This window comes from Streptomyces sp. NPDC059994 (assembly GCF_042737755.1).
GTDB lineage: Bacteria > Actinomycetota > Actinomycetes > Streptomycetales > Streptomycetaceae > Streptomyces.
This window is the reverse complement of record NZ_JBHWUR010000006.1, coordinates 34,696-59,051: the sequence shown is the minus strand read 5'-3', so window position 1 is coordinate 59,051 and position 24,356 is coordinate 34,696. Positions and strand designations below refer to the sequence as shown.

Annotated in this window: 21 protein-coding genes and 2 pseudogenes; 14 read left to right on the top strand and 9 right to left on the bottom strand. The window is 69.9% G+C overall.

Annotation, left to right across the window (positions count from 1 at the left end):
* Positions 1-3: 3 nt before the first annotated feature.
* From ACFWA7_RS05505 to ACFWA7_RS05485, 5 genes are read left to right on the top strand one after another with little or no spacing between them, the layout of a single operon-like run.
* A complete protein-coding gene (locus tag ACFWA7_RS05505) occupies positions 4-1,314 on the top strand; it encodes a hypothetical protein (RefSeq protein ID WP_385821251.1) in 1,311 nt (436 codons plus the stop codon).
* The gene (locus ACFWA7_RS05500) at positions 1,311-2,258 is read left to right on the top strand and encodes a glycosyltransferase family 2 protein (RefSeq protein WP_385534450.1); all 948 of its coding nucleotides are present in this window, start codon (positions 1,311-1,313) and stop codon (positions 2,256-2,258) included. The genes ACFWA7_RS05505 and ACFWA7_RS05500 overlap by 4 nt, the downstream gene beginning before the upstream one ends.
* A complete protein-coding gene (locus ACFWA7_RS05495; protein WP_385534452.1) occupies positions 2,255-3,487 on the top strand; it encodes a polysaccharide pyruvyl transferase family protein in 1,233 nt (410 codons plus the stop codon). The genes ACFWA7_RS05500 and ACFWA7_RS05495 overlap by 4 nt, the downstream gene beginning before the upstream one ends.
* Positions 3,484-4,035 carry a dTDP-4-dehydrorhamnose 3,5-epimerase gene (gene rfbC, locus ACFWA7_RS05490; protein WP_385821143.1) on the top strand — a complete coding sequence of 184 codons (552 nt, stop codon included), beginning with the start codon at positions 3,484-3,486 and terminating at the stop codon, positions 4,033-4,035. The genes ACFWA7_RS05495 and rfbC overlap by 4 nt, the downstream gene beginning before the upstream one ends.
* A 7-nt stretch (positions 4,036-4,042) precedes the next feature.
* Positions 4,043-5,416 (top strand): glutamate-1-semialdehyde 2,1-aminomutase, encoded by a 1,374-nt coding sequence (locus ACFWA7_RS05485; protein ID WP_385534456.1) that lies wholly within the window; start codon positions 4,043-4,045, stop codon positions 5,414-5,416.
* A gap of 7 nt (positions 5,417-5,423) precedes the next feature.
* Here the strand turns inward: ACFWA7_RS05485 and ACFWA7_RS05480 are convergent, their stop codons facing one another.
* The 4 genes and pseudogenes from ACFWA7_RS05480 to ACFWA7_RS05465 form a co-directional block, all read right to left on the bottom strand.
* A complete protein-coding gene (locus ACFWA7_RS05480) occupies positions 5,424-6,107 on the bottom strand; it encodes a phosphatase PAP2 family protein (protein ID WP_385821141.1) in 684 nt (227 codons plus the stop codon).
* A 662-nt stretch (positions 6,108-6,769) separates the two neighbouring features.
* Complete coding sequence (locus tag ACFWA7_RS05475; protein ID WP_385534460.1) at positions 6,770-7,231, bottom strand: hypothetical protein; 462 nt, start codon at positions 7,229-7,231, stop codon at positions 6,770-6,772.
* 235 nt (positions 7,232-7,466) lie between these two features.
* Positions 7,467-7,760, bottom strand: a pseudogene (locus ACFWA7_RS05470) (MerR family transcriptional regulator); the annotation flags it as partial.
* A 36-nt stretch (positions 7,761-7,796) separates the two neighbouring features.
* Positions 7,797-8,375 (bottom strand): HXXEE domain-containing protein, encoded by a 579-nt coding sequence (locus ACFWA7_RS05465; RefSeq protein WP_385821139.1) that lies wholly within the window; start codon positions 8,373-8,375, stop codon positions 7,797-7,799.
* Between the two features lie 53 nt (positions 8,376-8,428).
* Here ACFWA7_RS05465 and ACFWA7_RS05460 point away from each other — a divergent pair, with 53 nt between their 5' ends.
* The 3 genes from ACFWA7_RS05460 to ACFWA7_RS05450 all read left to right on the top strand — a co-directional run bounded on the left by ACFWA7_RS05460 (position 8,429) and on the right by ACFWA7_RS05450 (position 11,204).
* Positions 8,429-9,055 carry a TetR/AcrR family transcriptional regulator gene (locus ACFWA7_RS05460; protein ID WP_385821137.1) on the top strand — a complete coding sequence of 209 codons (627 nt, stop codon included), beginning with the start codon at positions 8,429-8,431 and terminating at the stop codon, positions 9,053-9,055.
* 689 nt (positions 9,056-9,744) lie between these two features.
* On the top strand, positions 9,745-10,119 hold the full coding sequence (locus ACFWA7_RS05455; RefSeq protein WP_385821135.1) for a PadR family transcriptional regulator: 375 nt from the start codon (positions 9,745-9,747) through the stop codon (positions 10,117-10,119).
* Positions 10,116-11,204 (top strand): hypothetical protein, encoded by a 1,089-nt coding sequence (locus tag ACFWA7_RS05450; protein ID WP_385821133.1) that lies wholly within the window; start codon positions 10,116-10,118, stop codon positions 11,202-11,204. Before ACFWA7_RS05455 ends, ACFWA7_RS05450 begins: the two co-directional genes overlap by 4 nt.
* A 98-nt stretch (positions 11,205-11,302) precedes the next feature.
* Here ACFWA7_RS05450 and ACFWA7_RS05445 read toward each other — a convergent pair whose 3' ends face one another.
* Together ACFWA7_RS05445 and rph are read right to left on the bottom strand one after the other, a co-directional pair.
* On the bottom strand, positions 11,303-11,557 hold the full coding sequence (locus tag ACFWA7_RS05445; protein WP_385821249.1) for a group II intron maturase-specific domain-containing protein: 255 nt from the start codon (positions 11,555-11,557) through the stop codon (positions 11,303-11,305).
* Between the two features lie 39 nt (positions 11,558-11,596).
* A complete protein-coding gene (gene rph / locus ACFWA7_RS05440; protein WP_385821131.1) occupies positions 11,597-14,194 on the bottom strand; it encodes a rifamycin-inactivating phosphotransferase in 2,598 nt (865 codons plus the stop codon).
* Between the two features lie 572 nt (positions 14,195-14,766).
* On the opposite strand from rph, the gene ACFWA7_RS05435 reads away from it, so the two are divergent.
* Complete coding sequence (locus tag ACFWA7_RS05435; RefSeq protein WP_385821129.1) at positions 14,767-15,507, top strand: class I SAM-dependent DNA methyltransferase; 741 nt, start codon at positions 14,767-14,769, stop codon at positions 15,505-15,507.
* 98 nt (positions 15,508-15,605) lie between these two features.
* Here ACFWA7_RS05435 and ACFWA7_RS05430 read toward each other — a convergent pair whose 3' ends face one another.
* Together ACFWA7_RS05430 and ACFWA7_RS05425 are read right to left on the bottom strand one after the other, a co-directional pair.
* Complete coding sequence (locus tag ACFWA7_RS05430; RefSeq protein WP_385821126.1) at positions 15,606-15,893, bottom strand: YkvA family protein; 288 nt, start codon at positions 15,891-15,893, stop codon at positions 15,606-15,608.
* Positions 15,894-15,922: 29 nt separating this feature from the next.
* On the bottom strand, positions 15,923-16,513 hold the full coding sequence (locus ACFWA7_RS05425) for an Asp23/Gls24 family envelope stress response protein (RefSeq protein ID WP_385821123.1): 591 nt from the start codon (positions 16,511-16,513) through the stop codon (positions 15,923-15,925).
* Positions 16,514-16,977: 464 nt separating this feature from the next.
* On the opposite strand from ACFWA7_RS05425, the gene ACFWA7_RS05420 reads away from it, so the two are divergent.
* A complete protein-coding gene (locus tag ACFWA7_RS05420) occupies positions 16,978-17,100 on the top strand; it encodes a hypothetical protein (protein WP_385821121.1) in 123 nt (40 codons plus the stop codon).
* 439 nt (positions 17,101-17,539) lie between these two features.
* On the opposite strand, the gene ACFWA7_RS05415 is transcribed toward ACFWA7_RS05420, so the two are convergent.
* Positions 17,540-18,823: a phosphatase PAP2 family protein gene (locus tag ACFWA7_RS05415; protein WP_385821119.1), complete on the bottom strand. Its 1,284-nt coding sequence runs from the start codon at positions 18,821-18,823 to the stop codon at positions 17,540-17,542.
* A gap of 610 nt (positions 18,824-19,433) precedes the next feature.
* On the opposite strand from ACFWA7_RS05415, the gene ACFWA7_RS05410 reads away from it, so the two are divergent.
* The 4 genes and pseudogenes from ACFWA7_RS05410 to ACFWA7_RS05395 all read left to right on the top strand — a co-directional run bounded on the left by ACFWA7_RS05410 (position 19,434) and on the right by ACFWA7_RS05395 (position 24,208).
* Entirely contained in the window at positions 19,434-20,099 is a 666-nt protein-coding gene (locus ACFWA7_RS05410; RefSeq protein ID WP_385821117.1) for a hypothetical protein, read from the top strand.
* 316 nt (positions 20,100-20,415) lie between these two features.
* Positions 20,416-20,613: pseudogene (locus ACFWA7_RS05405) on the top strand (hypothetical protein); the annotation flags it as partial.
* Between the two features lie 37 nt (positions 20,614-20,650).
* Complete coding sequence (locus ACFWA7_RS05400; RefSeq protein ID WP_385538549.1) at positions 20,651-21,163, top strand: hypothetical protein; 513 nt, start codon at positions 20,651-20,653, stop codon at positions 21,161-21,163.
* 990 nt (positions 21,164-22,153) lie between these two features.
* Positions 22,154-24,208, top strand: coding sequence for a pectinesterase family protein (locus tag ACFWA7_RS05395; RefSeq protein WP_385821115.1), 2,055 nt, complete (start codon positions 22,154-22,156; stop codon positions 24,206-24,208).
* Positions 24,209-24,356: the final 148 nt, after the last annotated feature.

Sequence of the window (24,356 nt, the reverse complement as noted above, 5' to 3'; positions counted from 1 at the left end):
CCGATGACCACCGAGGGGGAGAGGACGACGACACCGGCAGACGCGCCCGGAGTAGCCCGGCGGACCGCCAAGCGGGCCCTCGTCGGCCGCCTGTCCTGGGGACTGGCCGACCAGGCGGCCTCCAGCGTGAGCAACTTCGTGGTGGGCGTCTATGTGGCCCGCTCCCTGGGGGTGACCGCGTTCGGCGTGTTCAGCCTCGCCTGGGTGACCTACGGCGTGGTGCTCAACGTCTCCCGCGGGCTGGCCACCGATCCCCTCGTGGTGCGCTTCAGCGGCGTGCCGGACGCGTCCTGGCGCGGGGCGGTGGCCCGGTCGTCGGGTACCGCACTCGGTGTCGGCGCAGCCATTGGCGCGGTGTGTCTGGTGGTCGGGCTCGGCCTCGGCGGCCGCGTGGGGCTCGCGTTCGCCGCACTTGGTCTCACGATGCCTGGGCTGTTGCTGCAGGACGCCTGGCGGTTCTCGTTCTTCGCCGCCGGCACCGGGCGGAAGGCGTTCGTCAATGACGTCGTGTGGGGTGTGGCGCTCGTACCGGCCCTGATGGTGGCGGCCCGCGTGGGCAGCGTGGCCGCCTTCGTGCTCGCCTGGGGCGCGTCCGCCACGGTGGCGGCGGGGTACGGCTACATCCAGTCCGGCATCCGGCCCCGGTTGACCGAGGCGCGCGGGTGGCTTCGTGAGCAGCGCGATCTCGGCTACCGGTACCTGGTCGAGAACGTCAGCCTCAGTGGCGCGAGCCAGCTGCGGGCGTACGGGCTCGGCGCGATCGTCGGGGTCGGCGCGGTGGGTGCGGTGCGGGGCGCCGAGCTCCTGCTCGGCCCGTTCCTCGCCGTGCTGATGGGTCTTTCGCTGGTCACCGTCCCGGAGGCGGCACGGGTGCTGCGGCAGGCCCCGCACCGCCTTGGCAGGTTCTGCCTCCTGCTGGGTGGCGGGCAGGCCGCCGCCGCGCTGCTCTGGGGCGGGGCGCTGCTGCTGATGCCGGACCGGCTCGGCCAGTTCGTGCTCGGCGGCGTCTGGCACTCCGCCTCGCAGCTCATCGTGCCGGTCACCCTCGCCGTCACGGGCGCCGGCCTCGGCACCGGCGCGGCGGCCGGGCTGCGCGCGCTCGGCGCGGCCCGGCGCAGCCTGCGCTCCCAACTGTTCGCCTCCGCCTGCTATGTCAGCGGCGGGCTCGGCGGGGCGGCCGTCGCCGGCACGGTCGGCTCGGCCTGGGGCGTCGCCGCCGCGACCGTCAGCGGCTCGGCCGTGTGGTGGCTGCACCTGCGGTCCGCCCTGCGCGAGCGCCACCTCAACTCCATCCCCGAAGTGAGGACCTCATGACCGCCCAACCCAGGCTGAGCATCGGCCTGCCCGTGTTCAACGGCGAGGAATACCTGGCCGAGTCGCTCGACGCCCTGCTCGGCCAGACCTACGAGGACTTCGAGCTGGTCATCTCCGACAACGCCTCGACCGACGGGACCCAGGACATCTGCCGCCAGTACGCAGCCGAGGACTCGCGCATCCGGTACCTCCGGTTGCCCCAAAACATCGGCGCCACGCCGAACCACAACCATGTGTTCGACGAGTGCCGCGGCGAGCTGTTCAAGTGGGCCTCGCACGACGACCTCTACGGCCGCGACCTGCTGCGACGCTGCGTTCAGGCACTGGACGAGCGGCCCGACGTGATCCTCGCGCACACCGGCCAGGCGGTCATCGACGGAGACGGCCAGGTGAAGGTCCCCTACGAGTACGGGCTCGCCACCGACTCGCCGCACGCGCCGGAGCGCTTCCGGAGTCTGCTGTTCGAGCCGGGTGGCGACGACTTCTACGGGGTGATGCGGGCCGACACGCTGCGCCGGGTGAAGCCGCTCGACAGCTACCACCACGCGGACCGCACGTTCGTCGCCGAGATCACTCTGCACGGGCCCTTCCACCAGGTGCCCGAGCTGCTGTACTTCCGCCGCGACCATCCCAACCGCGCCGAGCGGGCGAACCCTTCCAAGCGTTCCCGGTGCGTCAACCTGGACCCGCGCCGGGCCGGGCCGCTGCACCCGACGCCCCGACTGCTCGCCGAGTACGTCTGGGGCTTCGCCTCGGCGATCCGGCGGGCGCCGTTGTCCCCGGCCGAACGGCGCGCGTGCTACCGCCACCTGGCCGCGTGGATGACCAGCCGGGTCCGGCCGGGCGCGGGCGAGCGGGTCGAGGACCGCGCCCCGGTCGGCCCGGGCGGGCTCACTGTCTCCGTCGACGCCCTCGTCGCCGGCCGTGAGGGGAGGCAGCCGTGACGTCCACGGACAAGGCACCGGCGCGCGTCGGGGTGTTCGGCCTGCTCGGCTCCGGCAACCTCGGCAACGACGGGTCGCTCCAGGCCGTACTCGGGTACCTCCGCGCCGAGCACCCTGAGGCGGTCGTGGACGCGCTGTGCGGCGGACCCGAGGCCGTCACGGCCCGCTACGGGATCCCCGCGACGCGCCTGCACTGGTACCGCGGTGAGTACCGGACCGCGTCGCGGGCGGGCGCGATCGCGGCGAAGGGTCTGGGCAAACTCGTCGACGTCTTCCGTACCGCCGCCTGGGTGCGCCGGCACGACGTGGTGATCGTGCCGGGCATGGGCGTCCTGGAGGCCACGTTGCCGCTGCGGCCGTGGGGCTTCCCGTACTCGCTGTTCCTGCTCTGCGCGAGCGGCCGGCTGCTGCGCACACGGGTCGCGCTGGTCAGCGTCGGCGCCGCCGAGATCGGCAACCGGCCGACCCGGGCCCTGGTGCGCTGGTCGGCGCGGCTGGCCGCGTACCGGTCGTACCGGGACGCCCAGTCCCGCGACGCGATGCGGGCGATGGGCGTGGACACCGCGCGTGACGAGGTCTACCCCGACCTCGCCTTCTCCCTGCCGACGCCGTCGGCGAGCACGCCCTCGGGCCCGGCGGGCCCGGTCTGTGTCGGTGTCATGGACTTCCACGGCGGCAACGACGACCGCGCCCGGGCCGAGGAGATATACCGGCGCTACCTCGACGGGACGATCCGGTTCGTCCGAACGCTGGTCCAGGAGGGCAGGCCGGTCCGGCTGCTCACCGGCGACGAGTGCGATGCGCCGGTGGTCGCCGCGATCCTCGACGCGGTGGACTCGCCGCTGGTCACCGCTGCCGAGCCGTCCTCGCTGGCCGACCTGATGAAGGAGATGGCGGCTGCCGACACCGTGGTGGCGATCCGCTACCACAACCTGATCTGCGCGCTGAAGACCGGCACTCCGGTGCTCGCCCTCTGCTATGCGGCCAAGAGTGATGCGCTCATGGCCCAGATGGGCCTTGGCGCGTACTGCCACCCGGCGCGCGAGGTCGACGCCGACCGGCTGCTCGGGCAGTTCCGGGCGCTGGAGAAGCGGTCGGCCGAGCTGCGGCGGACCCTCACCGAGCGGAACCTGGCCGCCGCCCGGCGACTTGAGCACCAGTTCACCGCCTTGACCGCGGTCCTGTTCCCGGCGACCGACCACGCCCACGCCCTGCGGGAGACTCCTTGAAAGCGACCGAAGTCCCGGAGATCGCCGGCGCGTACCTCTTCGAGCCGACGCCGTACGCCGACGAGCGCGGCTTCTTCTGCCGCACCTTCGACGCCGACGTGGTCCGCTCGGTGGGCCTCGACCCGGACACCTTCATCCAGGACAGCCTGTCCCGCTCGGCCCGGGGCGTACTGCGCGGCCTGCACCTGCGCTCGGGTGCGGGCGAGGCCAAGCTCGTGCGGTGCTCGTACGGGAGGGTCTTCGACGTCATCGTGGACCTGCGGCCCGACTCGCCGACCTACCGCAACCGGGCCTTCTTCGAACTGTCCGGCGAGACGCAGGTGACCCTGTACATCCCGGCGGGGTGTGCGCACGGCTTCCAGGCGCTGACCGAGACCGCTGACACCTCGTACCGGATCGACCGCCCGCACAATCCGGCCGAGGACGTGACGATCGCCTTCGATGACCCGGAGCTCGCCATTGCCTGGCCGCTGCCGGTCACATCGATGTCCCAGCGGGACCGGGAGGCGCCGAGCCTCGCCGAGGTCCTGAAGCAAATGGAGAGGTGAGGTCCGCGTGGACGCCGAAGACACCGAAGAGTTCCTCCTGCCCCGGTCGCGGCTGGCGAACGAGCGGTTGCACGCGATGATCCCCGGGGGCGCGCACACCTACGCCAAGGGCGACGACCAGTACCCCGAGAACCTGGCCCCGGTCATCAGCCACGGCCGCGGTGCCCACGTGTGGGACGTCGACGGCAACCGCTATGTCGAGTACGGCTCCGGCCTGCGATCGGTCAGCCTCGGCCACGCCCACCCACGCGTGATCGAGGCGGTGCGGCGGGAACTCGACCGCGGCAGCAACTTCGTCCGCCCGTCCATCGTGGAGGTCGAAGCCGCGGAACTCTTCCTGGCCACGGTGCCGACCGCCGACATGGTGAAGTTCGCGAAGAACGGCTCCGACGCCACCACCGCCGCGGTGCGCCTCGCCCGCGCCGCCACCGGGCGCCCGCGGGTTGCCATCTGCGCCGACCATCCTTTCTTCTCCGTCGACGACTGGTTCATCGGCACCACGCCGATGTCCGCCGGTGTTCCGGCGGCGACCACCGAGCTCACCGTGGCGTTCCCTTACGGGGACCTGGCCGCCACGGAGGAGCTGCTCGCCCGGTACCAGGACGAGATCGCCTGCCTGATCCTCGAACCTGCCAACCACACCGAGCCTTCCCCAAGCTCTCAACTTCGTTCGGGCAGGGGAGACCCCACTCCCGGGTACCTCGCGGGCCTGCGCGAGCTGGCCGACCGGCACGGCTGCGTACTGGTCTTCGATGAGATGATCACCGGCTTCCGCTGGTCCGAGGCGGGCGCCCAGGGCCTGTACGGCGTCGTCCCCGACCTCTCCACGTTCGGCAAGGCGCTGGGCAACGGATTCGCCGTCTCCGCGCTGGCCGGGCGCCGCGATCTGATGGAGCTGGGCGGGCTGCGTCACTCCGGCGACCGGGTGTTCCTGCTGTCCAGCACGCACGGTGCGGAAACACACTCCCTGGCAGCCGCGATGGCCGTACTCACCACCTACGCCGAGGAGGGCATCACCGCGCGGCTGCACGCCCTCGGCGAGCGGTTGGCCGCCGGGGTCCGCGACGCCGCGGCCAGCATGGGCGTCGGCGACCACATCGTCGTCCGGGGCCGGGCCAGCAACCTGGTCTTCGCCACCCTCGACGAGAACGGGCAGCCATCGCAGCAGTACCGCACCCTGTTCCTGCGCCGGCTCCTCGCAGGCGGAGTCCTGGCCCCGTCGTTCGTGGTGAGCAGCGCGCTCAGCGACGCCGATATCGACCGCACCATCCATGTGGTGGCCCAGGCATGTGCGGTGTACCGGAAGGCACTGGACGCCGCCGACCCCACCCCCTGGCTGGCCGGGCGGCCGGTGAAGCCCGTCTTCCGCCGCTTGGCATGACGTGACGTCAGCGACGCTCCCGCCGACCGGCGTCGCCCATCCGGTCAGCCAGCCGGTCGGCCATCCGGTCGACCAGCCACGCGGTCGCCGGTATCACCGCCAGCGCGGTGCACCAGCCGCCGAGGACGTCGGTCGGGTAGTGCGCGCCCAGGGCGACCTGCGCCCAGCCCATGGCGGCGCCGGCAACCAGTGCCGCGACGAGCACGAGTAACGTGCCGGCCGTCCCGTCGAGGCCGAGTCGGCCGGTCGCGAGCAGCGCCACCACGAGGGCGAGCGCGGTGGCGAAGGCGGTGTGCCCGCTCGGGTAGGACAGATTGCCGCCGTGGATGGTGCGTCCCACCAGGTGCTTGAGCAGCGTCGCCGTCCCCACGGTCACGCCGAGTCCGGCAACGACGAGCACCGCTGCGCGAGGACGCCGAAGCAGCAGGCAGCCTGTCACGGTGGCCACGACCAGCGTCGCCGCTCCGGCTGGCTCCCCCAAGAAGTCCATGGCCAGAGCGACGCGCCGCCACGGCGGTCGCACGCTGTCCGCCGTCGGCTGGATGATCCACCGGTCCACCATGCCGGGCTTGTCGTGGCCGGCGTACAGGACCCCGAGCACGACGACCACCAGCGTGGCGAGCGCCGCGATCAGCCCGAGCCATGCGCGCAGCGATGGGGGCAGCACCGCGGGCGCCGGCCGGCCGGTCATAAGCCCACCGCGTTGGGTCGGCCTGTGGTAGCCGGACGTGATCGGCAGATGGTGCTCCGGATCGTGACTTCTTGAAGCAGGGTGAGGGTGCGGCCCTTCACCCGACCGGTGGGCAGCCGTGAATCAAGGGCTTCCTGTTCCCCCTGTTCCAGGCCCTCTTGAAAACTGCCCGGCCTGCTTTCGGCGACCTGCTGGTCTGCCATGCGCAGCAGTGGCTTGTGTCGCGGTCCCCCTGGGACCACGAGCGATCCAACGCCACTGACGTCGGCCGACGTGGCTCTCGGCTTCCGCCGACGCCAACTCCCCACCCACGAGCCCCCCGTCGTGTGCCCTGGCCCGCGCGGGAGCCGTCAGCCTGCGCAGCCCCGAACTCGCCAGCCTGTCCATCGCCCTGGCCAAGGGCATCAGCATCAGTCGCTACTTGCCACCACCCTAACCAACAATGCGGTCGCGCAAACCGCCGTCGGACAGTCCGCGTTGTCAACACTCCGCGATTTCGGGTTCTGGACCGTTCTCCAGCACGATGTTGTCGGTGGACTGGCCGTTCATGATCTGAGACTGCTCGGCCGACCGTAACGGCCGGTCTGGACCGCCCGGCCGTCGCGGCGCGGCTCCTCGCCGCCGTGGGGTAGAGAGCAAGGGCCAGGTCATAGCGGCCCGCGTCAGTCCTGCTCGGGTGCCCCGGGGCGCAGCAGCGGGTGCACGACGCCGGGGAACACTCGGGCCCGGACGACCGGATCGGCGGCGGCGCCCTGAATGACCGTCTCGGCGATGCCCCACGGGCGGCCGGGGAGGGTGACGGCAAGTGTGTAGGAGGAGGAGCAGCCGGTGCAGTCGTACCGGTCCGCCCAGACCTCCACGTCCGTGAGGCTGCCGGGGGCGCGTGCCACGTGCCGGTACCGGGCGTGGCAGTGATCGCACTTCTCGCCGGGCTCGCACGTCCCGCCGCAGGGGCACGGCAGGTCCAGCGAGTCCGCGGGCCGCCAGCGCTGCGTGCGGACGGCCTCGCTGGTGAAGCCCATGTCCTTCATCGCCTTCAGATTGCGGGCGGCGACGTTGTACGACTCGCCGGTCGTGGTCATCCGGTCCCGGATCACGTCCTTGCGTCCGCGGTTCGTCGTCATGTTGTTCCTCCTGGGTTCACGCAGCCCGTCAGGAGGCTCATGAGATCGGTGCCCCCCACGGTACCCGCTGCCCGCGCAGCCCGTGACGCCTCGGCTGTCCAGCAGGGGGCCAATGTGCTGGATCGGGCATGCTCCGCGGCCCCGGGGGACGGGTGTCAGCTCCCCGGCGCCGCCTTGAGATCACGGCTGTCCGGCGGTCCGGTCGGCAGGCCCCGGCGGCCAGCCGGTCGAGCGGCAGCTGCCCCGCTACGGCCGCCTCCAGTGCCTGCCCGCCCGTACCGTCGTCCTCGGCGAGGATCCGCTCTACCTCGGGCAGCGGCAGGTCCAGCGCGCGCAGCGAGCGGATCAGCCGCAGCCGGTCCAGCGCGGCCGGACCGTACCGGCGGTGCCCGCCCGAGCTGCGGGCTGCCTCCGGCAGCAGCCCGCGGTCGGAGTAGAAGCGGACTGTCTTGACGGTGACGCCGGCGTGCTCGGCGAGTTCACCGATGCTCCGCAGGCCGTCGGGCCGCGGGGCCCGGCCGCGGGGCACTGTGCTGCGGGGCACTGTGCTGCGGGTCCCGGGGGTTCACGCCTGCGTTGCCTGCTTCGTCGTCCGAGTCAGGCGCCGCGCCAGTGTGTGCACCGTGCCCGCCGCCACGGGGAACAGGGCGAGGCCGAGGGCCGGGGAGGCGGGTGGGAGGCCCGCGCGACGCAGGTGGGACAGTGCCCACACGCTGTAGGGGATGACCACGGTTGGGGAGGTCGCGACGCCCGGGGTCAGGCCGCGATAGGCGGCCGACTGGGCGAGGTGCACCACGCCGTGGAGGCCGAAGCCGGTCAGGACGGTGCGGAAGAAGGCGCTGTGGCCCCGGGTGCGGGCACCGTCCGCCGCGGCGGCTGCCATCACCAGGGCCATCAGGCCGATCGCGGTGTTCACCTGCGGCTGGGTGACTTCCATCCGGTTCCACACCGCGTCCGGGACGCGGGGGAAGCGGGCCTTCAGGCGCGGTCCGGCGGAGCGGGACCAGGGGGCCATGGTGAGCAGTTCCTCCACATCGTTGACCGCCCAGGCGGCGAACAACCCCCAGTAGACACTGGTGGGTACGGCGTGCGCCTCCGCGGACGCCGCCGGTTCCGCAGTTGTCCTGCGCCGTACACGAGCCATGCTTCCTCCCCTGAATCACAACGCAACGTTGCGTTGTGTTTTACACTAGCGCCATGAGTGAATCCAGCACGAGCAGTCCCCGGCGACGCACGGCAGGCACCGGTCCGCGCGCCGCCGAACGCATCCACGAGGCCACGTTGGAACTACTCATCGAACGCGGCTACCAGCGACTGACCGTGGAGGCTGTCGCACAGCGGGCGGGGGTGAACAAGACGACGATCTACCGGTGGTGGCCGTCCAAGGGGCCACTGCTGCGGGCCGCACTGCTCCGCTCCCAGGTGCTCGACATCGACATCCCCGACACCGGAAACCTCCGGGGTGATCTGATCGCACTCGCTGGACAGATGGCCCGCCTGGTGAACGGAGAGCGCACCGGCCCCGTCGCCCGTGCCATGCTCAGCGGCGGCGGCCAGGACGAACTCGCCCTCCTCACCCGGGACTTCTTCGCCGACCGCCTCGAACGGGAACGGCCACTGTTCGCCCGTGCCGTGGCCCGCGGCGAACTGTCCGCAGACACGGACCCCGCCCTTCTTTTCGACCTCATCGCGGGCGCCGTGTGGATGCGGATCCTGCTACGGCAACTCCCGGCCGAAGAAGAGTTCGTGGAGGCGGTGGTCGACGCGGTACTGCAGCCCATCGGCATCCAGCTCGCCTCCGTCGAGAACCTGCGCCGACGATGAAGCCAGTTCTCGCAGGTCGGCGTCTTCCGCCAGACCGACTCCGCCGCCAAAGGACAGCCAGGCCGCTGTGCTGCCACGCCCGACCTTGAGAAAATCGCGCCGAAGGCTGACGCATCACCGTTCGTCTCGTCCGAGGTCAGGCGCGCGGGTCAGGGCCATCAGGGCCCGGCCCACGGGAGTCCCCGCTCATCGAGAACTGATCACCCGTCAATCGGGAAGCCTTGGTATCTCAGGGACTCACCCCGTCAGGCGACCGGTCTGCTCACAGCCCTGCCGTGCTTCCTCGTACGTCTCCGGCACCGGGCAAAGCCCCCGGCGGAGCTCCCAGGGGCGTTCGGGCAATGGGAGAGGCCCCCTTCGCGACGGGAAGGAGAGCCCAGACAACAAAGGTCGCACACATGGCGCCCGGAAAGCTGGGATCTCAGGCCTTCGATGTTCCGTCACCACCCCTGTCTCCACTGGCCGCTTGCGCTGGGGGAAGCAGGGGGTGCCGCAGCACGGGAAGGGCACCTCCCGGGGGCGTGCCAAGCATTCATCCGTTCCCGTCATCCCCGCCGACCGCCTCCCGGAGCGCCCGGTCCACTCCCTCACTCGCGTCCCCCGGCGCCCCTTACCGCGCCCCCTGGACAACTCTTCCGATCCTTCGACTATTATCAGAACCCAACTAGTCGGGTTGCTGGGGAGGGATCATGCCGGACGTCCAAGCCGCGTGGCTGCGCGCGTCGTTGCCGTTGTGTCTGCTCGGCGTGCTGGCCACCGAGGGCGAGAGCTACGGCTACGCACTGATCCAGCGGCTCGGCGAGGCCGGGCTCGGGGGCCTCAAGGCGGCCACCCTCTACCCGGCCCTCGGCAGGCTGGAGGAAGAGGGCGCCGTCGAGGTGCGGTGGAGCGCGGGAGACGGCGGGCCGGGGCGGAAGTACTACCACCTCACCGCCACCGGACACACCCGGCTCGCACAGGAGTACCGGTCCTGGCGGGCCCTGGACGACGTGGTGAGCGCGCTGGCCGGGGGCCGCTCTTCCGCACGGACGACACCCGGGGACCATGGGGGCGAGAATCGATGACGCGCGGCACCGAGCAGCGGCCGGTCTGGACACGCAAGGACGACGAGCGGTGGGCGGCACAGTTCGAACTCGCGCTGGCCTACCACCACAACCCGCCGGACGGGCTCGCCGACGAGGTGCTCGCCGAGGTCCACGAGATCGCGGCGGAGGCCGGGAGGCCCCTACGCAAGGTGGTCGGCGAACCGAACGCCTACGCCGATACGGTCGCGGCGGAGCGCATCAGCGAGACGCGGCGCAGCGCCGACGGCCTGGACGGGTTCGCGGCGGGCGGCCGGTTTACCGCGGGGCTGGTGCTGGCGGGCTTTCAGGCGGTGCTGTTCGGCATCGTGCTCTGGGTGAGCGAGGGGTTCTGGCTGACGGCCGGATGGCCGGAGCTGACGGGCGGGGCGCTGCTGGCGGCGCTTTCCGTGGCGGTGTCCGGGGTGCTGCCCGAACTGCGGGCAGCCGCACGACTGCGGGCCTGGCGCATCGCGCTGACGGCGGTCTGCGCCCTCGTGGTGACAGCCGCTGTCCTGTTCACATCGGTCCCCTCCAGGTCGCTGGTCGAGGTGCCCGCGCCCGCGCTGTTCGGCGTCGGGGTGCTGCTGGCCGTCGCGGGGTTCCGGCTGCCCGACGAGCGGGCCGGGCGCTGGTTCCTCGGGCGGCGTGCCGCGGCGGAGCCGGTCGGTGACGAGGCATGGCTGGGCCGTCTGGAAGAGCTGCTCAGAGGGCGGCACGGCTACCCGCCCACGGCGGCGGCCCGCTGCCGGGAGGAGGCCCGGGACCATCTGCGGGCGTCCGGCGGTTGCGCGGCCGAGGAGTTCGGTCCTGTCGAGGTGTACGCGATGCGGTTGGCCGACAACCCGGGACGCACGAGCCGCTCAGCGCGCGCCCAGCTGATCCCGACCGCGGCCATGTGCACGCTCAGCGCCTCGTGGGGATACGACCTGCTCGCCGACCCCGAGCCCCGTTCGGTGTGGTTCTGGGTCAAGGCCGTGGCGCTGCCACTGGCCATCTGGACGTGGGGCACGGCGCTCCTCGACCTCCGCTCGGCGCTGCGCCACGACACCCGGAAGGACACAGCTCAGCGCCACCGTTCCACGTAGGGTCGGGGACTGGCGCGGTGGCTTCCGCTCCGTTTCAAGCCCCCGCCGATTCATGCCGTGCGTGCAGTTCTCCCGCACAGGCGGCTTTCCGACATCGTTCACCTACTGGCTTGCGCGGTCGCCCTGTGCACGTTTCCGGTGAGGCGGTAGACCCTGGGACGGGTGATCCATCCGTAGGTGAATCGGGTGGTCCGGTTCCGGCCTCGGAGTCTGTGTTTCCGGCTGGCGAAGGTGTCCGGCCGTTCGTGGACATAACCGTCGACCGCGTTGAGCTTCCGCCCGGAGTTCCCGTTGCGGAAGTACGCTGCCCAGCCCCGCTGGGGGCCGAAGCCCCCGCACCTCGGGTGAGGCAGGTGATGCCGGACGAGGCGACAGGTTCCCGGCGTGGTCGGTCAGGACAGGATCTCGACGTACCCGCCGGTTCCGTGCACGCGGATCCGCTGCCCGTCCCGGATCAGGCGGGTGGCCCGCTCCACGCCCACGACGGCCGGCAAGCCGTACTCCCGGGCGATCACCGCGCCATGGGTCATCAGGCCGCCCACCTCCGTCACCAGGCCCGTGATTCCGACGAACAGCGGCGACCAGCTGGGATCCGTGTAGGACGTGACCAGGATGTCGCCCGCCTCAAGGTCGGCCTCCGCCATGTCAAGGATGACGCGGGCCCTTCCTTCGACGGTCCCGGCGGAAACCGGTAGGCCGACCAGGGCACCGGCCGGCACGTCGTCGCGCCGGTACGCCCCGGTGAGGGCCTCGCCATCCGAGGTGAGCACCCGGGGCGGTGTGAGCGCGTGGTACGACCGGAACGCGTCTTTGCGCTGCCGGATGAGCTGATCATCCACCCGCTTCGAGCGCACGACGTCGTGGAACTCCTGGAACGTGAGGTAGAAGACGTCCTCCTTCTCAGGAAGCACGTTCGCCTGCACGAGGCGCTCGGCCTCCTCCAGCAGGGCCTGCTTGTAGACGAAGTAGCGGCTGATGATGCCGTACTTCGGGTACTCCCGGTACCCGATGAAGGTTCGGACCCGGTCGATCATCCGCTTGGCCTCGTCGGCCTTCCGGTCCCCGTCAGGCAGGGCCCGCAAGCGTGACAGCACGTCCTGTTCCTTCTCCCACGCCTTCTGCCGGCCTTCCTCGAAGCGCCGCTCGGCGGCGCCCGGCTCGAAGTTCCTGACGTTGTCGAGGATCACGGGCACGAGCGTGGTGGGGCGCTCGCGCCAACGCGGCCTCGTGATGTCGATCTCGCCGACGCAGCGCATGCCGTACCGGTCGAGGTAGGCCTCTATGGCGTCGCGCGCCTCGGTCCCGCCCGCGAGCTTCGCCAGTTCCTCCAGGAAGCCCTCGTCCTCGACGCCCCGCAGGAACGCCACCACCTCAGCCTGCGGGCGGATCACGTCCGCGACGTCGAGCAGCGCCAGTCCCATCTCCGACGTGACGTTGCCGGGGGCGGACAGCGTGAGCGTGTCAGCCGCGTTCTTCTCGCCCAGCCACTCCCGCAGCTTGTCGTTGAGCCACCACGTGGCCTCCATCCCCGCCATGATCGCCTGCATGCTCAGCGGATCACTGAGGACTCGCTTGTGGTCTTCGAAGGCCTCCAGCAGGAAGTCGAACAGCGCCGGTCCGGTCTTGGTCCGGATGTCGCGCCCCAGGGCGTCGATGGACGCCTGGCTGCGCTCGATCAGCTTGGTGACGATGGCCGGATCGGTCGCGATCGGGGCGGGTGCGCCACTGGCGGGCGGCCCGCCGGGACCCGTGTCACGGAGCGACGGGACGAAGCCGTCGCGGTCGAGTACGGTCTCCAGCGCGTCCCTGACCAGCGGATCGCCTCTCCCTATGAGGTCCAGGAGGGCGGCGCGGCTCGCGGGCGATGCCAGGCGGCGGGTGGCGTCGACGAACAGCCTCCCGCCGGCCTCGTGCATCGGCGCCATGGCCGTCAGCTGCCACACGGAAAGCCCCAGGGGCTTCATGGGGTCCGTCATCATCTGCTGATGCCCAACGGAGACGTAGACGTGGTTCTCCTGGTCGCCGGCCTCGGGAACGGGGAACAACGTCGTGATCGGCCGGCTCTGAACGATCTGGAAGCCGTCATCGACCAGGCACCATTCGATGTCCTGGGGCCGGCCGAAGTGCGCTTCGATCCGCCGCCCGAGCTGCACGAGCCGCACTACCTGCGCATCCGTCAGCGCAGGCTGCTCCTGCTGCTGCGAGTCGATCGCCACTTCCTGCGTACCGCCGGTCGGCAGGGCGTGAACGGCACGCTGTTTGGCGGCAATCGCCTTGGCGACGACTTCGCCGTCTCGCACCTTGAAGACGTCCGGGTTCACCAGGCCGGAGACCAGTGCCTCACCGAGGCCGAAGCCGGCGTCCACGGTGGCGACCTTCCGGTTGCCCGTGACGGGATCGGCCGTGAACAGGATGCCGGCCGCATGCGGGAAGACCATCTGCTGCACGACCACGGCCATGTGGACCGTACGGTGGTCGATGCCGTTCCGCTGGCGGTAGGTGACGGCCCGCTCGGTGAACAGCGAGGCCCAGCACCGGCTGACGTGCTGGAGGATCGCCGTCGGTCCCATGACGTTCAGATACGTGTCCTGCTGGCCGGCGAAGGAGGCCGTCGGCAGGTCCTCCGCCGTCGCGCTGGATCGGACGGCGTAGGCCGCTTGCTCGCCGAACCGGGCGAGCGCACGGGTGATCGCCGCCGCGAGATCGCCCGGGATGGCGATCCCCTCGATGGTCCGGCGAATCTGCGCGCTGAGCGTGCGGATCTCCTCCCGGTCGTCCGGGTTCAAGCGCGACAACCGATCGAGCCGATCCGCGATCGACGGCGCTTCCGCCATGATCCGCCGGAAGGCGTCCGTCGTCACGCAGAAGCCGCCCGGCACGCGGATGCCTTCGATCCCCGAAAGGCCGCCCAGATGCGCGCCCTTGCCGCCAACGACCGCGACCTGCGTCTCGTCAACCTCCTGAAGATCCAACACGTACTGCTCCATCATCGCGATACCTCCAAGGCAGCAATGCTCCGTCCGCAGGTTGTGGCCCCGGCCGCCGAATTCTGCGCCGAGACCCGGGTCTTGCCGCAAGCCCCCCATCGCGCTATAACTTGAGAGTGGCAAGGAGAGTGCTCTCCTTGCCTTTGTTTTTTGCCGGCGGCTGGAACTGGCATGCTCCTCGCGAAGCGGTGGGCTGGAACCGTCTCTCAGGGCATGCAGATGGACGAACAGCACATCGCCGAACCCGTCTTGGCCGTCACCGCCGCCGACGAGGACACCACCCGCGAGGTGATGGGCGGCCTTCAACAGCGGTGGTCAATCTCCGGCATCACTCACATGTGGCAGGCGCGTCCCCGGCGAACCCGGAGGCAGTTCGTGCACCGGTTCGGCAGGACGGAACCGCGGGAGCCGGCACTTACGCCGAGCAGAACGGCCGCACCACGCCGTGACGTTGTGGCCCCCGATCCGGACTGTTCCTCGAAGGTCTGTGCCGAACCGCCCCGGACCCCGTGATCGGAGCGGCGAAAGGTAAATGCGTCGACAGCGCCCCTCGGCACCCGGCAAAGTGGCCGCCCGTGACGAGTAGTGAGCCATGGACCCGTGCGAGCGCCGACCGCTACGACGCGGAAGAGAGCGAGATGTCCTCGGCCGCGATTCTCGGACCGACTGTCGCTTTCCTCGCGGAGCTCGCCGGAGACGGCCGGGCTCTGGAGTTCGCCGTCGGAACCGGACGGGTGGGCGTCCCGCTCCGGGAACGCGGCGTGCAGGTAGTGGGCATCGAAATGTCCGAGCACATGGCAGCGGTCCTGCGGCGCAAGGCCGACGAGGTCACGCTCCCGGTAGTCATCGGGGACATGGCCACCACCGTCGTCCCTGGCGAGTTCACCCTGGTCTATCTCGTCTACAACACCATCACGAATCTGCTCACGCAGGACGAGCAGGTCGAATGCTTCCGCAACGCCGCACGTCATCTGGCGCCCGGCGGCCGATTCGTCATCGAGCTGGGCGTGCCGCCGCTGCGGTTCCTGCCTCCCGGCCAGGTCGCGGTGCCGTTCGACGTCTCTGAACAGCATCTCGGCTTCGACACCTTCGACCTGGTCGAGCAGATTCTCGTCTCCCACCACTTCACCCGCGAGGGCGACGACGGCCGCTACCGCCGCGGCAACTCCCGGCACCGGTACGCCTGGCCGGCAGAGCTCGACCTGATGGCACGGATCGCCGGCCTGGAGCTGGAACGTCGCGTCGCGGACTGGGACGGGACGCCGTTCACCCAGGACTCCGCGAAGCACATCTCCGTATGGCGCAAGCCGACCTGAGGTCGGCCACCGGGGGTGAGAAAGGGCTTCGCGGATGTCGTCCCGTACCACCCAGCGGATCCGCAGGCGGCGAAACCCCTGCCTGACAGGCCCGGACGCTAGTCCGGTTCACCGCTCCCCCGCGAGGCCGCCGCCTGCAGGGTGCGCAGGGCCAGAAGCAGGACGCCTATGTCGTCCAGGTAGACGGGGTCGGGGAGCAGGTCGACCGGGCTGATCACGTACAGCAGCGCGCCCCAGTAGGCGGCCTTGTGGGTCAGGGGGATGCCGGCGTTCCGCAGGATCTTGCGGGCCCGGACCAGCCGGACGGTCAGGACGGCCGCCACCAGCGCGGTCGCGAGAAGCGCGAGTGCGGCAAGGGCCAGGCCGACCGTCAGTCCCGTACTCATCGAACCGGCTAGAACGGCTTGCCGGAGGTTCACGGCATCGGCGGCGGCTGTGGGAGACGGCTTTCGGGGGTCTCGGGCGCCGCCCGGTCGGGCAGGTCGACGTCACCGACCGCGATGTTCACCTCGGCGACCTCCAGAGCCGTCATCCCCTCCACGACCCCGACAACGTTCGGCCGGACCTCGGCGGCCACCTCAGTGATGCTCATTCCGTACTCCACCGCGATCTCCAGATCGATGGCCGTCCGCCGCTCATCGGCCTCCGCGCGCACGCCCCGGGTCACGGTCGAGCGCCCCGCCCGCGCCGCACGCCTCGCGCTGAGCATACGGGCGAGGTCGCCGCTCGGGGAGTGGACACCGGGAGTTTCGCGGGCGGCCAAACCCGCGATCTTCGCCACTGCGCCGACGGCGATGCTCGTGCGGCCCCGGGGCTGCGCCGCCTGACCCGCACCACCGCTCGCGGTCTCCAGGGACGCGCTCTGCGGGGGCCTGCTCGGCAGGAGCTCGGCCGCCGGGGTCCCGGTCTCCAGGGGCGCGCTCTGCCGGGTCGCGCTCTGCGTCGCGGCGCGAAACTCGTTCTCCGCATCGGGCTCGTACAGCGTCTGGCCCATCGGCTGTATCATGGGTGGCCACCTCCTCGAAGTCTGGCGGGGCGGCGCCCCGTTGCCTCGCGAGTACCGTGCACGGGGCGGTTGATGCCCGGGGCGCGGGATGCTGGTTGAGCGGCGGGGCACCCCCTTCTTCCGCCTGCCGCCCAGGCGCCCGCCTCGTCCTGGAACGCTCCCATGTCCGCCATGCACGCGAGTCTGCGCCATGACCGGCGGCACGGCACGCGATGTTCGGGGTGTCCCCCCTCGGCGTGGAGACGCTCCGTGTGTCGGTGCGGCTGTGCACTCACTTTTCGGCGCCCTCGGCGAAGCCGTTGTAGAGGTAGCGCTGGAGGAAGAGGAAGACCAGCGGGGTCGGAACGACGACCACGATGGAGGATGGAGGCCCGCCGTCTGTCGAACAGGCCGAAGCCGTTGATCACCTGGAAGGTGGCGACCCAGCTGGTGACACCGGGCATTGGGTAGCGGCGAGGAAGAGGGTGACCATCAGCTTCTTCATCCGGAAGTCGACCCGGTCGATCGCGTACGCGGTCATCGAGCCGGTCGCCACCGTGCCGGTGATGGAGAAGACCAGCATGAAGGCGGTGTTGCCGCAGGCGTGAGCGTCTCGCCGGCGTTGAAGGCCGCGACGTAGTTGTCGAGGTTCAACCCGTTGCGGGGCCGGGAGGGCCGGTCGCGACGCCGGTCCACAGAGGGATCTTGCGACGGCGGCCCGCAACGATTCCTTCGCCCCCTCCATCGGCTCCGCCATGTGGGCCACGTGGCTGCCTCAGCACCGTCAGAAGTGCCTGACCGACAAGGGCGCTTCGACGGCTAACGGCGCCTGGCTCAAGCTGCGGACCGTGCGGTCGACTTCGACAGAGCCAGGCGTGGGGCCTCGCCTGCTGGCGGGCCGGCCGACTCCCAGGGGTCGGCATCACGCCTGACGGACCGACCGCCCTGGGCGACCTCGCTCTTCCGGCGGCCGGTCCGGTCTTTCCCCGCACGCCTGCCGAACGCCGACCTCGGCCGGAGTCACCGGGCCTGCTGATGCACCACGACTCACACCAGTTCGGGTTGCGGTTGCGGCTGCGGTTCCGGCTGCCGCACTGGTGCGGCCTTCGCATCCCACACCTTGGTGGTCCGTACGCAGCCGTAGACCACTGAGGTCATCGCCCCAATGAGAAGCGGTCCGAACACCCACGGATGTTCGGCCATCTCCACGGACAGATAGCGATACGCCAGCAGGAGTGCGGCAAAGACCACCGCTCCATAAGTGACCAGCTGGATTCCCGAGCGATCCCAGCCACGGTCGAGCGAGCGCAGCGCCGCGTCGATCGTGAATGCGAACACCACGCCCGCAATAATGTCCGCGCCGTAGTGGTAGCCGAATCCCAGCGTTGCGCCGAGCGTGGCGATCAGCCAGAACGCGCCGCCGAATTGCAGAATCTTCGGGCCCCTGCGGGAATGAATGAAGATCGCGGTGGCCCATGCCGTGTGCAGGCTGGGCATGCAGTTTCGCGGGGTGATCCCGTCGAACGGCATCGAGTGCGGGGCGTTGACCGGCGACGCCGTGTCCGGCCACAGGTTGGCCACCGCCCAGTGACCGCCGTCGGCGCCGTAAGCGAAGATCGGTCCGACCACCGGGAAGATCATGTAGATGGCCGGCCCGAGCAGGCCGATCACCAGAAAGGTGCGCACCAGATGGTGGCCCGGGAAACGGCGCTCCACCGCCACGTTACGCAGCTGGTACAGCGCGACGGCGACCGCGCCCACCGCGAGCTGGATGTAGACCCAGTCGAGAACATGGGCGCCGACCGGGCCGGTGGCCTCGACGATCCGGCCTGCGACCCACGACGGGTTGCCCAGCGCGTGATCGGCGGTTGCCACGTACTGGTCGAGCACCGTCGGGCGGGTCTTCCACGTGATGAGCAGCCAGGCATCACCGGTCTTGCGGCCGGCGACCAGCAGCAGGCCCAGCCCGACGCCCTTGAGCAGCAGGACACGTTCCCGGCCGGTGCGGCGCGTGACCGCGATGACCGCGCACCCCAGGATCACCCAGAGCGCGCCGTTGCCGAACATCATCTTGGCGTCAACAGCCCACCGCACGAGAAAGAAGATGATGTCGATGCCGATGGCGGCACCCACCGCGAAAAGTCGTTGCCGCCAGGTGAGCACCACCGTCATCAAAGCCATGCTGGCGTAAAGAAGCGGCCCTGATTTGGGTGCGAATATCACCTCGCGCGCCTGGTTGGTGAGCGGCCCCGGTATGCCGTAGTGACGCGTGGCGATCTCCAACGCGACGAGGAATCCGAGAGCCACCACACCCGCCGCAGTCCACAGCATCACCCGTGGCTGACGCCACGCGGCGGACTCCGGTCGGTCGTCTATTCGTGAAAGCACCCGCAATGTTATCGGTCTCAATCGGTTAGTCGATTTTTGGGATTTCATCACTCTTCGCGCCGAAAGCATGGTTTCCGGTGAAGGACACGATGAGGGCGATCACCGCGAGCTCGAACATGCTAGCGGAGTGGTACGGGTGGGTTCACTGGGCCGACCGGCGCCGGGATCGGTGCCGATGGTGGAGTCGGGGTACGACTCGGCGGTCGTGTACGGGTGGGCGACGTCGGCCGGCTTCGTCCCGATCAGCAGGGTCAGGTGCCTCCCGTACGGGCGGGGGTTCTCCCAGCCGGGGTTCATGAGGCCCGCGAGTTCGCCTCGCCCGGTTCGCCCAGGCAGTTGCGCCTGGAACCGTCCGGCATTGGCTGCGCTCATCGGGGAACCTTGGCCTACCCGTTCCCCCGAAGGCCCTACGCACTGCAGGCCAGGTGGAGGGGCGTCGCGAGGAGGCACTTAGCATGTACACGACGCGCGCGCAGCGCGGCCAGGGGGGATTCGGCATGCTCAGGCTCCTGTTCCTCCCCGGATCCGGAATCTGTGTCAGAAGGAAGAGTGCATGCACCGCCGCTCCAAGGCCCTGTACGGGGTTCTCGTCACCGCCCTCGGACTCGCGCTCACCGCCTGCGGCGGTGACGGAGGGGGCGGGAAGCCCGGTGTTTCCGAGGGCCGGGCGGCGAAGGGCGAGACCGGCCGGGAGAGCCCGTCCGCGAGTCCGTCCGCGAAGTGGGAGTGGGGCCCCGCGCTGACGATGGGCCAGCCGGCGCCGAAGCTGTACGAACCCGCGAACACCGCAGGCGGGAAGTTCGAGGTGACGGCCAAGAAGATCGTCAAGGGAACGCCTGAGCAGGCGAAGTCCCTGCACTGGGACACGGTCAGCCCGGGCGAACTCAAGGGCGATACGCCGTACTTCGTGTACATCACGTACACGCTGAAGGCAGGTAAGCCGCAAGTCGCCAACGCCGACCTTGGAGCTCATGCGGCGGCCCTCGACATGAACGGCGTGAAAGTCGCGGAGCGGCCGACCGTCCACACGGGATATGTCGACGGTGGTTGCGATGTCCCACCCGTCTACATGGGTTGGGACATCGGCGAGACCCGCACCCTCTGCACGGTCTTCGCCGGGGACGAGTCGAACCCCCCTGCCCGACTCGCCTGGGCCACGAACGTGACAACCGACGAGGACTACATGAAGGCCGCATCCTGGGAGTGGACCGTCCAGTGACCACAGGGGTTGCGAGCTCGGCTTGGTGCGAACGGTGTCAGCCCGACGCCTCCAGGGGCTGAACCAGTACGGCACTTACGGGTGGGCGACGCGTCAGCTCCCGACTCCGCGCCGGCCTTCCGGCCATCGTGAGACGGGTCGGCGGTACCGGATCGTCAGAAGCCTTCGGCAGGGACCATCGACACTCGGCCGGCCCGGTTCGTTTGGTGGGCGTGGCCGGGGTACTCGGGCCCCCAACGCCGAGTAGGCGGATGCCGTAGCCCACAGCAGCGGAAGCTCATACGACCGGCACGAACGACACCAGCGGTCTTACCGGACTCCGGACAAGGACTACAACCTCGTCCGGTATGTCGAAGCGTGTCTGAGCAACGCACTGCGCCTGGAGACATACATTCAGGATGCGGAGCGCGACAAGGACACCCAAGTCGCGGATCTGTTCCGTCGCGCACAGGCGGACAGCCGCAAAGGGGCCGAACTGGGCAAGCAACTCCTTCGTAACCGTCTGAACGGCTGAGAGCTGAGAAGCCGCCGATCCTGAAGGGAACGACCCGATGGGCGCTCGCCCGAACCGAAGTGGCACGGACCTGCTCGGTATCTATCTCAACGATCACCTTGCCGGTGCCACGCTGGGCGTGCGCCGGGCGCGTTCTCTGGCCGAGGCCGACTCCGAGCGCGCTCCGGAGCTCGCCGACGCCGTACGCCCCGTCGCCATCGAGATCGCCGAGGACCGGGGGGCCTTGCTGGAGATCATGCGTCGGCTCGACATCCCCGTACGCCGCTACAAGGTCGTCGCGGGGACCCTGGCCGAGACGGTGGGCCGCTTGAAGCCCAATGGACGGCTCGTACGTCGTTCTCCGCTCACTTCCATGGTGGAGCTGGAACTATTGCGCCTGGGAGTGGAGGGGAAGGCCGCAGGCTGGCGTACCTTGCGGCAAGTGGCCGACACCGACGAACGCCTGGATGCCACGCAGCTCGACGGCCTCCTCAGCCGCGCCCAGCGACAGTTGGACACGCTGGAGCCATTGCGCCTGCGGCAGGCGGCCGACACCTTCCAGCGCGGGTGACACCCGGCTGGAATTGCAGGAAGAGCGTGAGTGAACCGGTTCGCTCACTCCAGACCGACTCGGCGCTGGGAACCACGCTGACTTCCGTAGCGCCTGCCGGTCGTCGCCCCGTACTCGACCAGGCAGCGCGCCGCGAAGCCTGGCAGTCACCCCTCCGTCGGCCAGGCGCCCCGACGCCCCTGTAGACCGCTCCCTCGCGCAGGATGTCGTCGAGTGCTGGTCGGGAGGGTGCCGGCCCGCGTGATCCACGGAGGCGCCGCCCACCCACCACCGCTCCGCCTCTCGTTCCACTGCGGTGAGGTGACGTGCCGTGCCGTGCGGTGCGGTGCGGTGCGGTGAAGCCTGTCCTCGGCGCCGTTGCCGTTAGCCGCCCCCGTGCAGCAGGTGGCGCTGACACGTACGCCACCCGCTCGCCCGCCCCGCGCCTCCGCCCCTCTCCTGCTCGGTCATACCGCCCCAGACGCCGACCGCCTTGCCCCGATCGGCCCGCCCAGCGGCCCGGATCCCGCCGCTGGCCTTCACCATGGCCGTGGGACGGGTGATATCGGTGCTGTGGCGGCCCGCACGGAGTTGCGGTGAGACCACCGGCGTCGGATGAACTCCGCACTCCAGGACCCACGGCGGGGATTTCGCCGCACCTTCGTGTCCGGATCTGTTGTGGGCCGGTCGTGACCCGTCCGGCGCAGCTCAGCACACCGCTCCGGCCGGATTCGGCTGCCCGTTCCGAGCGGATACACCCCGCCCGGCCGAGGCCCCGGCGCCCACACGCCGGCCTCGTCCTCACGGAGCCGACCTGTACGACGAGGAGCGACACCGGCTGTTCGTGGCTGGCGGCGTCTTCCTCCGGTCGGGCCCGGGCCGGGCCGAACGCGCAACCGCTGCAAGCACCGCTGGCAGCCGTTGCGTGTTCTTTCGACGAGCACGGCAACCTTTCGAGCCCCGGCGGCAACCTGACACCGATCGACCCTCTTCACGGAACGGAAACCTCATATGAGTTCGACCCACCGCACGGCCCGTCATCGCAGACCGCAACGGGCTCTGGCCATCGGCGTGCCGCTGGTGCTGGCCGCTTCCGGAGTTCTGGCGTACGGGTCCGTGTTCGGACTGGGAGTGGGCGACGAGGAGAAGGCCGCGGCGGCGGAGGCTCCGGCTTGGGCGACCGCCGCCGCCGACGGGTTCGCCTCGGTCAACGCTCTCGGGCAGAACGGTACGTATGGCGGTCGGGGTGGCAGGACTGTCACCGTCAGGACGCTCGCCGACCTTGAGAAGTACGCCACTGCCCCGGAGCCGTACGTCATCGTCGTCTCGGGCACGATCAACATGGCCCCCGTCGGCAAGGAGGTCAAGGTCGCTTCGAACAAGACGATCATCGGCTCCGGGAACCTGGGGCACATCGTCGGCGGCGGCTTCTTCCTCGGCCAGGGCGTTCACAACGTGATCATCCGTAACCTGACGATCAGGGACTCCTACCAGGGCGTGTGGAACGACAAGGAGCACGACTTCGACGCCATCCAGATGGACGGCGCCCACCATGTGTGGATCGACCACAACGACCTGCGGCACACCGCCGACGGACTGATCGACGTCCGCAAGGACAGCACGTACGTGACGGTGTCCTGGAACAGGCTCAGCAACGCCAACAAGGCCTTCGGTATCGGATGGACCCAGAATGTCGTCACCGACATCACGATCCACCACAACTGGATCCGCGAGACCGAGCAGCGCAACCCGTCCACGGACAACGCCGCCCACGCGCACCTCTACAACAACTTCCTGGAAGACGCCCCGGGCACATCCATCAAGTCCTCCTATGGCAACTACGCACGCGGCAAGACGCGGATGCTGCTGGAGAACTCCTACTTCCAGGGCATGAACAACCCCGTGATCAGGGACGCCACCGCCGCTCTCGTCCAGCGCGGCAACATCTTCTCCGGCACGAGCGGACGCAACGAGAGCGGCGGCGGTGCGGCTTTCGACCCGAAGAAATACTACGGCTACGCACCGGACGCCGCCGGCAACGTGCCCGCGCTGGTGAAGTCCGGAGCCGGCCCGAGGAGTTCCCCGGGTCAGGCGGCCGCGACCAACGCTGCCGCCACCAGGACCCTCACCGTCGCCAAGGACGGCACCGGCCAGTACAAGACGGTCCAGGCCGCGGTGGACGCCGTACCCGTCGGCAATCCCTCCCGTGTGGTCATCTCGGTCAAGCCGGGTACGTACCGCGAGATGGTGGACGTTCCGGCGAGCAAGCCGCACATCACCATCCAGGGCTCGGGCGCGAGCCGCAAGAACACGGTGATCGTGTACGGCAACGCGGCCGGCATGCAGAAGCCGGACGGTTCGGGCCCTTACGGCACTCCGGGCAGCGCCACGGTCGCCATCCGGTCGGAGGACTCCCAGCTGCGCAACCTCACCGTCTCCAACGACTTCGACGAGGCCGCGCACCAGTCCCTGAAAGACCATCAGGCGGTCGCCCTGCTCACGACCGCGGACAAGATCGTGCTGGACGGCCTCATCGTCACCGGCGACCAGGACACCCTGGAGCTGGAAACCGCGGCGAAGGACAAGCCCGGTCGCGTGTACGTCACCAACTCCTACATCATCGGCAACGTCGACTTCGTCTTCGGCCGTGCCACCGTTGTGATCGACCAGTCGGTCATCACACTCAAGAAGCGCTGGAACGGTACCTCGGCCGGTTACATCACCGCCCCGAGCACCCAGGCGGGCCGCAAGGGCATCCTCATCAACCGCTCCACGGTCAACGGTGACGTGACCGCGTCCTCCTTCTATCTGGGCCGGAACTGGCATCCCGGCGGCGACAAGACTGCCGACCCCCAGACCACCGTCCGCAACTCCACCCTCAGCGCCGCGATCAAGCGCACTCCCTGGAGCGACATGGGAGGCTTCTCCTGGAAGGACGACCGCTTCGCCGAGTACCTGAACACCGGTCCGGGCGCCGGTCCGAGGAGCACCGACCGGCCCCACCTGACCGACCCCCAGGCCGCGTCCCAGGAGGTCTCGGACTGGATGGGCGACTGGACCCCGTAAACCGTCAATCGTGAATCGATGGGAGAAGGGGGCCCGGGAGCACGGGAGATACGTCGTCGTGTGGCTCCCGGGCCCTCGGATCCACTTTCTGGCGCGGGGGGCGAGCCTGGGAGGGCCCGCCCGACGTGGCCCACGGCGTGCCCGGGGC